This window comes from Streptomyces sp. NPDC102278 (assembly GCF_044766345.1).
In the GTDB taxonomy this organism is placed as follows: domain Bacteria; phylum Actinomycetota; class Actinomycetes; order Streptomycetales; family Streptomycetaceae; genus Streptomyces.
Genome location: NZ_JBIWLV010000014.1, coordinates 120,523 through 133,851, shown reverse-complemented (window position 1 = coordinate 133,851; position 13,329 = coordinate 120,523). Strand labels below are relative to the sequence as shown.

Annotated in this window: 10 protein-coding genes; 3 read left to right on the top strand and 7 right to left on the bottom strand. The window is 71.0% G+C overall.

Going from position 1 to position 13,329, the window contains the following annotated elements; genetic code table 11:
- Positions 1-71: 71 nt before the first annotated feature.
- Positions 72-896 (bottom strand): nucleotidyltransferase domain-containing protein, encoded by an 825-nt coding sequence (locus ACIRO3_RS28545; RefSeq protein WP_404141566.1) that lies wholly within the window; start codon positions 894-896, stop codon positions 72-74.
- 112 nt (positions 897-1,008) lie between these two features.
- Positions 1,009-1,683, bottom strand: a complete 675-nt coding sequence (locus ACIRO3_RS28540; protein ID WP_003981529.1) for a Crp/Fnr family transcriptional regulator — start codon at positions 1,681-1,683, stop codon at positions 1,009-1,011.
- Between the two features lie 279 nt (positions 1,684-1,962).
- Here ACIRO3_RS28540 and nth point away from each other — a divergent pair, with 279 nt between their 5' ends.
- The 3 genes from nth (at position 1,963) to ACIRO3_RS28525 (ending at position 4,929) form a co-directional block, all read left to right on the top strand.
- Positions 1,963-2,826, top strand: coding sequence for an endonuclease III (gene nth, locus ACIRO3_RS28535; protein WP_361770131.1), 864 nt, complete (start codon positions 1,963-1,965; stop codon positions 2,824-2,826).
- A 125-nt stretch (positions 2,827-2,951) separates the two neighbouring features.
- On the top strand, positions 2,952-3,710 hold the full coding sequence (locus ACIRO3_RS28530; RefSeq protein ID WP_404141564.1) for an NUDIX hydrolase: 759 nt from the start codon (positions 2,952-2,954) through the stop codon (positions 3,708-3,710).
- 13 nt (positions 3,711-3,723) lie between these two features.
- Positions 3,724-4,929: a MarP family serine protease gene (locus tag ACIRO3_RS28525; protein WP_404141562.1), complete on the top strand. Its 1,206-nt coding sequence runs from the start codon at positions 3,724-3,726 to the stop codon at positions 4,927-4,929.
- Positions 4,930-5,359: 430 nt separating this feature from the next.
- Here ACIRO3_RS28525 and ACIRO3_RS28520 read toward each other — a convergent pair whose 3' ends face one another.
- The 5 genes from ACIRO3_RS28520 to ACIRO3_RS28500 all read right to left on the bottom strand — a co-directional run bounded on the left by ACIRO3_RS28520 (position 5,360) and on the right by ACIRO3_RS28500 (position 13,118).
- Positions 5,360-6,319 carry an alpha/beta hydrolase gene (locus ACIRO3_RS28520; RefSeq protein ID WP_361770123.1) on the bottom strand — a complete coding sequence of 320 codons (960 nt, stop codon included), beginning with the start codon at positions 6,317-6,319 and terminating at the stop codon, positions 5,360-5,362.
- Positions 6,316-6,774 (bottom strand): phage holin family protein, encoded by a 459-nt coding sequence (locus ACIRO3_RS28515; RefSeq protein WP_361770120.1) that lies wholly within the window; start codon positions 6,772-6,774, stop codon positions 6,316-6,318. The genes ACIRO3_RS28520 and ACIRO3_RS28515 overlap by 4 nt, the downstream gene beginning before the upstream one ends.
- A gap of 51 nt (positions 6,775-6,825) precedes the next feature.
- Positions 6,826-8,283 (bottom strand): Na+/H+ antiporter NhaA, encoded by a 1,458-nt coding sequence (gene nhaA / locus ACIRO3_RS28510; RefSeq protein ID WP_404141559.1) that lies wholly within the window; start codon positions 8,281-8,283, stop codon positions 6,826-6,828.
- 220 nt (positions 8,284-8,503) lie between these two features.
- A complete protein-coding gene (gene acs, locus ACIRO3_RS28505; RefSeq protein ID WP_361770114.1) occupies positions 8,504-10,501 on the bottom strand; it encodes an acetate--CoA ligase in 1,998 nt (665 codons plus the stop codon).
- A gap of 190 nt (positions 10,502-10,691) precedes the next feature.
- Complete coding sequence (locus ACIRO3_RS28500; RefSeq protein WP_404141557.1) at positions 10,692-13,118, bottom strand: SulP family inorganic anion transporter; 2,427 nt, start codon at positions 13,116-13,118, stop codon at positions 10,692-10,694.
- Between the last annotated feature and the right edge of the window lie 211 nt (positions 13,119-13,329).

The following is a 13,329-nucleotide window of genomic DNA, read 5'->3' as shown; positions in this document are numbered from 1 at the left end:
GCTCAGCCCGCCCGACGCGCACCGCTGAGCGCGCCTGACCTTCACCGCTCAACCGGCCCGACGCGCACCGCTCAGCCCGCCCGACGCGGCGTCCTCGTCCCGTGCCGGGCGGTGTACTCGTCCGCGAGCCACGGCCCGAGGTCGTCGACGTACGTCCACAGGACCGCCGGGTCGGCGACCGGTTCCAGTGCCACCGCCGCGGCGGCCCGCATCTGCGCCGCGCGCCCCGGGTAGTAGCGGCCGAAGATCTCCGCGGACTCGGCGAGATCGCTGGTCCAGCCGCCCCAGCGGGGCATGACCAGCATGAGGCCGGTCCGGACCAGATGGCGGGCGAAGGAGCGGCTGAGCCCGCGGTACTCCCGCGGGGTCGAGGCGTCCCGGATCCTGGACCGCCAGCCGGGCAGCAGGTCCGCCAGCCCGCCGTTGGTCTCCCGGGCGAGGACCCCGTCCGGCCGGTAGCGGGGCAGGTGCTCGGCCAGGTCGGCTCCGAGCAGCGGGGTGCACAGGCAGGCGAGGAACCAGCCCAGGTCGTACCGTTCCGGCTCGCTCAGCAGGGTGTCCTTGCCGTACAGCAGGACACCGACCCCGTCGATCTCCGGGAAGTCCTCGTCGAGCCCGCGCCCGAGCACCTCGGCGGTGTCGCGGTCCTCGTCGCCGGGCTCCCGGTGCAGGGCCAGCAGCAGGTCGAGGTCGGACCGCCCGGGCCGGGCGGTTCCGCGCGGCACGGAGCCGTACAGGTAGGCGCTGTGGAGCCGCTGCCCGTACGCCTCGGGGATCCGCTCCCGCGCGGCCGCGACGACCGGCGCGAACTCCGCGCCCACCCGGCCGAGTGAGCCCTCGCGCACGAAGAAGCCGTACGGGTCGAGCCCTCTGCGTTCCCTGTCCCGGCGCTCCATGTGCTCCACCCTGCCCTCACCCCGGCCGGGGTGCTCGCCCCGGTCGGGCGGCGCGACGGCGAAGGGGCCCCGCCCGACCGGGCAGGACCCCTCCACCGAAGAACCGCGTGCGTCAGCGCGAGCGCTTGGCCAGTCGCTCCACGTCGAGCAGGATCACCGCGCGTGCCTCCAGGCGCAGCCATCCGCGTCCGGCGAAGTCGGCCAGGGCCTTGTTCACGGTCTCGCGCGACGCGCCGACGAGCTGGGCCAGCTCCTCCTGCGTGAGGTCGTGGACCACGTGGATGCCTTCCTCGGACTGCACGCCGAAGCGGCGCGACAGGTCGAGGAGCGCCCGGGCGACGCGCCCCGGGACATCGGAGAAGACCAGGTCGGACATCTGGTCGTTGGTCTTGCGCAGGCGCCGGGCGACGGCGCGCAGCAGGGCCGTGGCCACCTCGGGCCGGGCGTTGAGCCACGGCTGGAGGTCACCGTGCCCCAGGCCGAGCAGCTTGACCTCGGTCAGGGCGGTGGCGGTGGCGGTGCGCGGGCCCGGGTCGAACAGCGACAGCTCGCCGATCAGCTCACCGGGGCCGAGGACGGCCAGCATGTTCTCGCGGCCGTCGGGGGAGGTGCGGTGCAGCTTCACCTTGCCCTCGGTGACGACATAGAGCCGGTCACCGGGGTCGCCCTCGTGGAACAGGGCGTCACCGCGCGCGAGGGTCACCTCGCCCATGGAGGCGCGGAGCTCCGCGGCCTGCTCGTCATCGAGCGCCGCGAAGAGCGGGGCACGCCGCAGTACGTCGTCCACGAGTCTCTCTCCTATGTCGACCGGCTCAGGGGACCGTGTTCCCCCATTTTGCCGGACGGCTCAAACAGTGCGATCAATCACGTTCCTCACAAGGATGCCGGACGTACGGGTGTGCTGTGCGGCGAGAGACCAATCAGGGTGGTGTTACCTGAGGTCCGGACGGGTGTCGGCGGCCGGCCTTAGGCTGGCCGGGTGTCCAATAAGCCGGTGAGAGCACAGGCCAAGGGGTCCGCGGCAGTGACCGAGACCCCGAATTCAGCCGTGGGCGAACATGCCCCCATGGAGGTGCCCCCGAAGGCCCCGCCGCGCCCCCAGGGCAAAGCTTCGGCCAAGAAACCGGAGGCCCCGGGGCGGCCTCCGAAGGCTCCGCGCCCGGAATCCCACCTCGCCATGGTCCGCCGGGCGCGGCGGATCAACCGGGAACTCGCCGAGATCTATCCGTACGCCCACCCGGAGCTCGACTTCCGCAACCCCTTCGAGCTGCTCGTCGCCACCGTCCTGTCCGCGCAGACCACCGACCTGCGCGTGAACCAGACGACCCCGGCCCTCTTCGCCGCCTACCCGACCCCCGAGGACATGGCCGCGGCGGCGCCCGAGGATCTGGAGGAGCTGATCCGGCCGACCGGGTTCTTCCGGGCGAAGTCACGCTCGCTCCTCGGCCTCTCGCAGGCCCTGCGCGACAACTTCGGCGGCGAGGTCCCGTCCCGTATCGAGGACCTCGTGACCCTGCCCGGCGTGGGCCGCAAGACGGCCAACGTCGTCCTCGGCAATGCCTTCGGGGTCCCCGGCATCACCGTGGACACCCACTTCGGCCGGCTCGTCCGCCGCTGGAAGTGGACCGAGCAGGTGGACCCGGAGAAGGTCGAGGCGGAGATCTGCGCGATCTTCCCCAAGAGCGAGTGGACGATGCTGTCCCACCGCGTCGTCTTCCACGGGCGCCGGATCTGCCACTCCCGCAAGCCCGCCTGCGGGGCCTGCCCCATCGCGCCGCTCTGCCCGGCGTACGGGGAGGGCGAGACCGACCCGGAGAAGGCGAAGAAGCTGCTGAAGTACGAGAAGGGCGGCCAACCGGGGCAGCGGCTGAGCCCGCCGCCGGACTACCCGGGCCTCCCGGCGCCTCCCCTGGGCGGGACCGCGCCCTGAGGACACGGCGGTGCGGCAGTAGGGCCCGGGCGCCGCACGGCGGCCCGCGGAGGAACCAATCCGGCCTCGGGGCGCGTTGTGCCGAGTGTCGCCGGTGCCGGCAACGGCAGGGAGCAGGGTCGCCTATGACGCGGGGTACGAAGGACGAGAGCGTGACGGGCCTGCCGTCGGGCGCGCCCCCGCCCGGGCCCGCGGAGCCGTACGCCGCCCCGCGCGGCGACGTCACCGTCAGCACCCGGGGCCTGCCCGGTTGGCTGGACCCGGTGGTCGAGGCCGTGCGCACGGTCCGCCCCGAGCAGCTCAGCCGCTTCCTTCCCCCCGAGGACGGCCGGGGTCGCCAGTCCGCCGTGCTGGTCCTCTTCGGCGACGGGCCGCGCGGCCCGGAACTGCTGCTCCAGGAACGCGCGAGCAGCCTCCGTTCGCACGCGGGACAGCCGTCCTTCCCGGGCGGCGCCCTCGATCCCGAGGACGGCGATCCGCTCACCACCGGGCCGCTGCGCGCCGCCCTGCGCGAGGCCGAGGAGGAGACCGGGCTGGATCCCGCGGGGGTCCAGCTCTTCGGCGTGCTGCCGCCCCTCTACATCCCCGTCAGCCAGTTCGTGGTGACCCCGGTGCTCGGCTGGTGGCGCGATCCCAGCCCGATCCGCGTGGTCGACCCGGCGGAGACGGCTCGGGTGTTCACGGTTCCCGTGGCGGATCTCACGGACCCCGATCACCGGGTGACCGTGGTCCACGCCCGCGGTTTCAAAGGCCCCGCTTTCACTGTCGAATCGGCTCTGGTCTGGGGCTTCACCGCCGGAGTGATCGACCGCATCCTGCACTTCGCGGGGTGGGAGCGGCCGTGGGACCGGTCACGCCAGGTCCCGCTCGACTGGCGCGCGTGAGACGGTGACCCACGTGAACGTGCTGGACATCCTGTTGTTGCTCGCCGCCGTGTGGTTCGCGATCGTCGGCTACCGCCAGGGGTTCGTCGTCGGCATCCTGTCGGTGATCGGCTTCCTCGGCGGTGGTCTCATCGCCGTGTCCCTGTTGCCCCTGGTCTGGGACCGGGTGACCGACGACGGCTCCCAGGTGTCCACCACCGTCGTGGTCGTCGCCGTCGTCGTCATCATCGTCTGCGCCTCGATCGGGCAGGCCTTCACCACCCATCTGGGCAACAAGCTGAGACGCCACATCACGTGGTCGCCGGCCCGCGCGCTCGACGCGACGGGCGGGGCGCTGGTCAACGTGGTCGCGATGTTGCTGGTGGCCTGGTTGATCGGTTCCATGATCGCCCAGGCGGCGCTGCCCACCACGGTGGGCAAGGAGGTCCGCAACTCCAAGGTGCTCATCGGCGTGTCGGAGGTGCTGCCCACGCAGGCGAACACCTTGTTCTCCGACTTCAGTTCCACCCTGGCCCGCAACGGGTTCCCGCAGGTGTTCAGCCCGTTCTCCAGCGAGCCCATCACCGAGGTCAAGCCGCCGGATCCGGCGCTCGCGAACAGCGCGGTCTCCGCGCGGGCCAAGCGCTCGATCGTGAAGGTCGTCGGCACCGCGGCCAGTTGCAGCAAGGTCTTGGAGGGCACCGGCTTCGTCTTCGCGCCGGGCAAGGTGATGACCAACGCGCACGTCGTCGGCGGCGTCGGCGAGCCGACCGTGCAGGTCGGCGGCGAGGGCAAGCTCTACGACGGCAAGGTCGTGCTCTACGACTGGCAACGCGACATCGCCGTGCTCGACGTGCCCAAACTGAAGGCGCCGGCGTTGGAGTTCGTCGAGAAGGACGCGACGAGCGGCAGCGACGCGATCGTCGCCGGCTTCCCGGAGAACGGTGCGTACGACGTCCGCGCCGCGCGCGTCCGAGGCCGCATCAACGCCAACGGCCCGGACATCTACCACCGGGGCACCGTGCGACGCGATGTCTACTCGCTCTACGCGACCGTCCGCCAGGGCAACTCCGGCGGCCCGCTCCTGACGGCCGACGGCAAGGTGTACGGGGTCGTGTTCGCGAAGTCGCTGGACGACCCGAACACCGGCTACGCCCTGACCGCCGACGAGGTTCGCGGCGATGTCGGCATCGGCAGGAACTCCGTGCGGCCGGTCGACAGCCAGAGTTGCGCCCTCTGAGCCGAGCCGACCGCGCGGGTGCCCGTACGTCCGAGTCCGGGGGTACGGGCACCCGTACGGCCGGGCCCGGATGCACGGGCACCCGTGCGCCGGGGCGTGGATGCACGGGCACCCGTAGGCCGTGGCTCCTACATCCGAGGATGCCGCAGGCGTGCCGACACCCAGCGGGCGCGGCGACGCAGGATGCGCGGAATACCGAGTCGGGGGTCGTGGCCGTCCCGGCCCGCCCTCTCGTGGGTGCCCGGCTCATCGGCCGAGCGGTGTTCGTGTGCGGTGTCACCGTAGTCGTGCGTCCAGCTCATACTTCGAGCTGTGCCCGGGCCCCAAGGTCGGTAATCCCGTCCGGAGCGTCCAATTGGCCTATGCGCGCGGCAATTGAATGCTTGTCATACAAGCGTGCGGCAGCGGTGTCGGGCCGCCAGGCGGCCGCTCAGCGATCCGGCTCGGGGTCCTTCAGCCAGTTCACCAGCTCGGTCGTGAACGCCGCCGGATCCTCCTCGTGCGGAAAGTGCCCGAGCCCGTCGAACAGCCGCCAACGGTACGGCGCTTCGACGTACTCCCCGGAACCCGCCGCACTGCGCGTACGCATCACCGGGTCGAGCGAGCCGTGCAGATGCAGCGTCGGCACCCGCACCGGCCGCTTCATCCGCCGGTTGAACTGGAGCCCGTCGGGCCGGGCCATGGAACGCATCATCCAGCGGTACGGCTCGATCGAGCAGTGTGCGGTGGACGGGATGCACATCGCCCGCCGGTACACGGCCAGTTCCTCCTCCGCCGGCGGAACGGGGCCCGACCAGTCCCGGATCAACTGCCCCACGAGGGCCCCGTCATCCGCGACGAGCTGCCGCTCGGGGATGAACGGCCGCTGGAACCCCCAGATGTGGGAGCTCGCGCGGGTCTGCCCGAAGTCGGCGAGCATCGCGGAGCGCCAGCGCCTCGGATGCGGCATCGACGAGACCACGAGCCGGCGCACCAGCTTGGGCCGCATCACGGCCGCCGTCCACGCGAGGTAGCCGCCCAGGTCGTGCCCGACGAGTGCGGCGTCCGGCTCGCCCAGGGACCGGATGACGCCGGTGACGTCGAGCGCCAGGTTCGCCGGGTCGTAACCGCGCGGGGTGCGGTCGCTGCCGCCCACCCCGCGCAGGTCCATCGCGACGGCGCGGTAACCGGCGTCGGCGAGCGCTGTCAGTTGGTGCCGCCACGTCCACCAGAACTGCGGGAAGCCGTGCAGGAGCAGCACCAGGGGACCGTCACCGAGCTCGGCCACGTGGAACCGCGCACCGTTGGCCGCGACGTCCCGGTGCGTCACCGCCCTCCCGCCCGGGATGTCGATCCGTGCCGCCGAGGCGGCGGTGGGCGGGGCGCCGAAGTCCGGCGAGGGGGCGGTCATGAGGACGAGCGTGCCACACCCACAGCGTTGTCACTCACCGCGCGCGGGTGGGGCTTGACGGTCGCGACGACCGCCGCGGTCTGCTTGACGGAGGCGATGGACTTCTCCGGCGGCTTGACCTTCTTGAACTTCGACACGGCCAGCAGCGCGAGCAGGCCCGCGAGCAGCAGGAACGCGACGCCGACGATGAGGAAGGACCACGCGAGACCGAGGCCGAGGTTGTGGATCCCGTACGCGGCGGCGAAACTCAGCACCGGCAGCGAGAAGAGCGCGAACACCCCCGCGATCGAAATGGCGGCGCTGCCGACACCCGCGCGCTTGACGTCCTGACGCAGCTCCGCCTTCGCGAGGGCGATCTCGTCGTGCACCAGGGCGGACATCTCGGCGGTGGCCGAGGCGACCAGCTGACCCAGCGTGCGCTCGGCTCCTCGCGGCCCTTGGTCCACTGCGCTCATCGCTCTCTCCCTAAGTCGTCCGTCGTCGACGGCTGTCCTCCGTCACTCAGATCATGCCGGACGGTCGCCGTCGGTGCGGCCCCCGGTGTCCGCTTCCGTTGCGCCGGTCGTGGCGGACGCCGTTCCCGGGAGGGCCGCCGACTCGGCCCTGCGACGGTGTTCCGCGGCCTTCTCCTCGTGGATCCGCGCCATGCGCAGGTGGTAGCCGGGGTCGTCCTGCTCGTAGATGTCGGGGATCCCGTCGAGGTCCTCGTCGCGGTCCTCCGCCTCGGCCAGCGCCCGGTACCTGCGGTCGCGCATCTTCAGCAGCACGCTCGCGATGATCGCGGCGATCAGCGAGCCGATCAGTACGGCGGCCTTGACCTCGTCCATGAGGGTGGCGTCGTCGGCGAAGGCGAGTTCGCCGATCAGCAGGGAGACCGTGAAACCGATGCCGGCGAGCGAGGCCACGGCGAGTACGTCGGGCCAGGCCAGGTCCTCGTTGAGCTCCGCCCTGGTGAAGCGCGCGGCCAACCAGGTGCCGCCGAAGATCCCCACCGTCTTGCCGACGACCAGGCCGAGGACCACGCCCAGGGTCTCGGGTCGGGTGAAGACCTGGGCGATGGCCTCGTCGGAGAGGGAGACGCCGGCGGAGAACAGGGCGAAGAGGGGAACGGCCAGCGCCGCGGAGATCGGGCGCACCAGATGCTCGATGTGCTCGCCGGGGGACTGCTCCTCGCCTTCCTCGCGGTGGCAGCGGAGCATCAGGCCCATGGCGACGCCGGCGATGGTGGAGTGGACGCCGCTGTTGTACATCAGGCCCCAGACGACCAGGGCGAGCGGGACGTACACGTACCAGCCGCGGACGCGTTTGCGGAGCAGGAACCAGAAGAGCACCAGACCCACGAGGGCGCCGCCGAGCGCCAGGAAGTCGATGTCGCTGGTGAAGAACACCGCGATGATCAGGATGGCGAACAGGTCGTCCACGACCGCGAGGGTCAGCAGGAACGCGCGCAGGGCGGACGGCAGCGAGGTGCCGATGACGGCGAGCACGGCGAGGGCGAAGGCGATGTCGGTGGCGGTGGGGACGGCCCAGCCGCTGATCGAGCCGTCGCCGAGGACATTGACCAGTACGTAGACCAGCGCGGGCACGGCCATGCCGCAGAGGGCGGCGATCACCGGGAGGGCGGCGGCCTTGGCGTCGCGCAGGTCACCCGCGACGAGTTCGCGCTTGAGCTCGATGCCCGCGACGAAGAAGAAGATGGCCAACAGCCCGTCGGCCGCCCAGTGCTGGATCGACAGGTCCAGGCCGAGGGAGGCGGGACCGATGTGGAAGGACCGGACGCTGTCGTAGCTGTTCGAGATGCCCGGGACGTTCGCCCACACGAGTGCCGCGATCGCGGCCAGCAGGAGCAGGACCCCGCCGACGGTCTCGGTGCGCAGGGCATCGGCGACGAAGCGGCGCTCGGGCAGCGACAGCCGGCCGAGCAGCTTGCGGCTCTTGTCATCGGTGGGGCGGGGCGCGGCCACGTGAAGGACACCTCCGGGGTGGGTTGGACGGCATGGCGAAGCACATTGCCGACCAGACTTCCCGGCGCACCCTGTGGAGTACTTATTTACGTTTCTCGTACTTTACAGGCGGTACGCAAGGTCATATGCGACGATCTTCCGTTGATCATCACTTTAAGTGCGAAAGGGGCATCCGGCGCGGCGCGCCGAATGCCCCTTTCCGCCGTGTCGTGCGGCCGGCTCAGTCCTCGCTGCCCGCTGCGGGCAGCTTGCTCTGGATCAGGTCCATGACCGAGGAGTCCGCGAGCGTGGTGACGTCACCGACCGCCCGGTTCTCCGCCACGTCGCGCAGCAGACGGCGCATGATCTTGCCCGAACGGGTCTTCGGCAGTTCCTGCACCGGCAGGATCCGCTTCGGCTTGGCGATCGGGCCCAGAGTGGCGCCCACGTGATGGCGCAGCTCGGCGACCAGGGTCTCCGTCTCCGAGGCGCTCCCGCGCAGGATGACGAAGGCCACGATGGCCTGGCCGGTGGTCTCGTCGTTCGCGCCGACCACCGCCGCCTCGGCGACGGAGGGGTGCGAGACCAGCGCGGACTCGACCTCGGTCGTCGAGATGTTGTGGCCGGACACCAGCATCACGTCGTCCACCCGGCCGAGCAGCCAGATGTCGCCGTCGTCGTCCTTCTTGGCGCCGTCGCCCGCGAAGTACTTGCCCGCGAAGCGCGACCAGTACGTGTCGATGAAGCGCTGGTCGTCACCCCAGATGGTGCGCAGCATCGACGGCCACGGCTCGGTGAGCACGAGGTAGCCGCCCCCGCCGTTCGGGACCTCGTTCGCCTCGTCGTCCACGACGGTGGCGGAGATGCCGGGCAGCGCGCGCTGGGCCGAACCGGGCTTGGTCGAGGTGACGCCCGGCAGCGGCGAGATCATCATGGCGCCGGTCTCGGTCTGCCACCAGGTGTCCACGATCGGGCAGCGGTCGCCGCCGATGTGCTTGCGGTACCAGATCCATGCCTCGGGGTTGATCGGCTCGCCGACCGAGCCGAGCACCCGCAGGCTGGAGAGGTCGAACTTCGCGGGGATGTCGTCGCCCCACTTCATGAACGTGCGGATCGCGGTGGGCGCCGTGTAGAGGATCGTGACGCCGTACTTCTGCACGACCTCCCAGAACCGGCCCTGGTGCGGGGTGTCGGGGGTGCCCTCGTACATGACCTGGGTGGCGCCGTTGGCGAGCGGCCCGTAGACGATGTACGAGTGCCCGGTGACCCAGCCGATGTCGGCGGTGCACCAGTAGACGTCGCTCTCCGGCTTCAGGTCGAACACCGCGTGGTGGGTGTAGGCGGCCTGCGTCAGGTAGCCGCCCGAGGTGTGCAGGATGCCCTTCGGCTTACCCGTGGTCCCCGAGGTGTAGAGGATGAACAGCGGGTGCTCGGCGTCGAAGGCCTGCGGGGTGTGCTCGGCGGACTGCCGCCCGACGATCTCGTGCCACCAGACGTCGCGGCCCTCGGTGAAGGCGGTGTCCTGGCCGGTGCGCTGCACCACGAGGACGTGCTTGACCTGCGGACACTTGCCGACGGCCTCGTCGATGGCGGGCTTGAGCGCGCTGGGCTTGCCGCGGCGGTAGCCGCCGTCGGCGGTGATCACCAGCTTGGCGTCGGCGTCCTGGATGCGGGAGGCGACGGCGTCGGCGGAGAAACCGCCGAAGACCACCGAGTGCGCGGCGCCGACGCGGGCGCACGCGAGCATCGCGACGACGGCCTCGGGGATCATCGGAAGGTAGACGGCGACGCGGTCGCCGGCGACGACACCCAGCTCGGTCAGGGCGTTGGCGGCCTTGGAGACCTCGTCCTTGAGCTGGGCGTAGGTGATCGACCGGCTGTCACCGGGTTCACCCTCGAAGTGGAGGGCGACGCGGTCACCGTTGCCGGCCTCGACGTGCCGGTCCACGCAGTTGTACGCGACGTTCAGCTTGCCGTCCGCGAACCACTTCGCGAAGGGCGGATTGCTCCAGTCCAACGTCTCGGTCGGCTCGGTGTCCCAGGTCAGCCGCCGGGCCTGCTCGGCCCAGAAGCCCAGCCGGTCCGCATCGGCCTGTGCATACGCAGCCTCGGTCACATTGGCGGCGGCGGCCAGATCGGCGGGCGGTGCGAACCGCCGCTCCTCTTTGAGCAGATTGGCCAGGCTTTCATTGCTCACGACATCTCCCTTTCCCAGGGTGTCCGTTGTGTCCCCGGGCATAGCTCATCAGTCGGCGGCCCGGGTGACAAGGGGTAGCCGGAAATTGGTTTAGACCTATATCACGGCCGGACCCACGTGCAAGTGGCCCCTCCTCGCCGCAGGGTGCGAGAAGGGGCCCACTTCGTGGCACGGATATCGGAGGGTATCGGTTCAGCCGGGTACGTGATCCGGGCCGGGGCGCGCGGGAGGTTCAGGCGCGCTGACCGACCCTGTCGAAGACCCGACAGTCGAAGAAGTCCTCGCCCTCCGAGAGCAGATACGCCTGTGCCTCGCCCACGTGGAAGTACATGCCGTGCAGCTCCAGCGTGCCCTCGGCGAGCCGGCGGGCGACCGATTCGTGCGCCCGCAGATGCTCCAACTGCTGCACCACATTGGTCAGGCACAACTGTTCCACGGCGTCGGCCGGGAGCCGCCCCGCGATCCTGGCCCAGGCGTGATGACGGCTGGACATCCGCTCCAGACTGGGCAGGCCGTGCCGCAGCCAGCGGCGAAGCGGGGTCATCGGGGTGCCCGGGTGGGAGTTCAGCAGGGCCTGCATGGCCCCGCAGCCCGAGTGGCCACAGACCGTGATGCTGTCCACCTGGAGCACGTCCACGGCGTACTCGATGGCCGCCGCGACCGAGTCGTCCGTGGACTCGGCGCCCGGCAACGGCACGAGGTTCCCGACATTGCGGACCGTGAACAGGTCTCCGGGACCGCTGGCCGTGATCATGCTGGTCACCAGCCGGGAGTCGGCGCAGGTGAGGAAGAGCTGCGTGGGGCGCTGCCCCTCGCGCGCCAGCCGGGCCAGTTCGTCACGGACATGGGGCGCGGTGTCCCGCTGGAAGGCGCTGATGCCGTTGGCCAGTCGGCCCGCTCCGCGCCGCCGGGGCCCGGCGGTGGAACCGGCAGTGGACGCGCCGGGGATCGTACGGTCGTCGGTGTCGGCGAAATCGCCGGAGCCGACGTCGGCCTGGTGGTCGCAGTGGTTCTGCCAGGGGGTCCAGGGCCGGCAGCACTGGTGGGTGCCGCGCTGGCCCGTGCCGGGGCCCTTGCCCCGGTCGGCCGTGCCGCGGTAGGCCATGCTGCGGTCGGTTTCGGGGGTCCGGTTGGTGGAGCGGCCGGTGATCTCCGCCGAAGCGCCGTGCGCCCGATGGGAGTCCTGCCAGTCGTGCAGGGTCTCGTAGGCCGCGTGGTCCATGAAGGAGCCGTCCAGCTCGATCACCGCGGGGCGGTCGTGCGGGATCTGGTTCAGCACCCGGCTCAGCCGGGGCACCGCGAGGAAGGTCAACTGGCCGCGCGCCCACACGCGGTGGACCCCGTCGAGCTCCTCCACCGTGATCCGGGTCCGTGCGAGACGGTGCAGGGCCAGGGCGACGGCCACCGCCACGCCGACGGCGACCCCCTCCAGGACCCCACCGAGCACCACGGCCACGATCGTCGTCGCGTAGACGAGGACTTCACGGTGTCGGGTGACGGTCCGCAGGTGCGTGATGCTGACCATCTGCACGCCCACCGCCATCACCAGGGCGGCCAGCGCGGCGAGCGGGATCAGGTCGAGGACCGGGACGAGCAGCGCCGCCGCGATCAACACCCAGAGCCCGTGCATCATCGAGGAGTTGCGGCTGGTGGCGCCGGATTTGACATTGGCGACGCTACGGACGGCCACGCCCGTGACGGGCAGCCCGCCCAGCGCTCCGGAGACGATGTTCGCCGCGCCCTGTCCGCGCAGTTCACGGTTGAGGTCGACGCGCGGCGGACGGTTGTCGGTGCTCCGCTCGGAGGCGATCAGCTTGTCGGTGGCGACCGCGGACAGCAGGGACTCCACGCTGCCGACCAGCGTGATGGTCAGCACCGCGGCGATGAGGCCGAGGACCGGCCCCTCGGGCAGCTCGGGCAGTGCGTGGCTGCGCCAGGACGGCAGGTCCACCCGGGGCAGGCTGAGCCCGGCCAGGGTGGCGAACGCGGTGGCCGTGGCGACGGCCGCGAGCGCGGCCGGAATCCTGCGCAGGTTCCGACCGATCCGGCCCGGCACCCGCGTCCAACCGAGCAGTACGACCAGGGTGAGCGCGCTGATGCCCAGCGCGACCGGATGGAGGTCGGCCAACTGGCCCGGTAGACCTCGGACGTTGGCCACGGCGGAGCTCTGCGGGGTGCCGCCGAGGACGATGTGCAGTTGGGCCAGCGCGATGGTCACGCCGATGCCGGCGAGCATGCCGTGCACGATCGCCGGGCTCACCATCAGCGCCGACCGGGCCGTACGCAGGAAGGCGAGCCCGAGTTGGCAGCAGCCGGCGAGCACGGTGATGGCGCAGGTGGTACGCCACCCGTAGCGCTGGATCAGCTCGGCGGTGACCACCGTGAGGCCGGCGGCGGGGCCGCTGACCTGGAGCGGGGCCCCACCGAGCCGTCCGGCCACGATTCCCCCGACGGCCGCGGCCACCAGCCCCGCCTGCAGCGGGGCGCCCGTGGCCAGGGCGATGCCCAGGGAGAGCGGCAGGGCGATCAGGAAGACGGCGATGGAGGCGGAGAGGTCCGCCGGGAAGCTCTTGACGGAAACGGGTGGTGGGGCGGACGGAGGGATGGAAAGGGCGGTGCCCGCGGAGTTTTCGGTGGCGCCTTCGTGGGTGGCTGTCATGGGTTCCCGTCTCCTCTGGGGAGGGATGAAGCGGCGGGAGTCTCAACACTCGGTAAATGAACGGTAATGGAGAGTAAAGAGAGGTGGGGGGAAATAGGAGTAAATGGCCTAGGAATTAGCCCCCAGGAGTGATTAAACATTTTGTCCGGCTTGTCACACCTTCCTAAAACCTGACCGCATGGGACGTTGCGGCGCGGAAGTCCTGCGATGG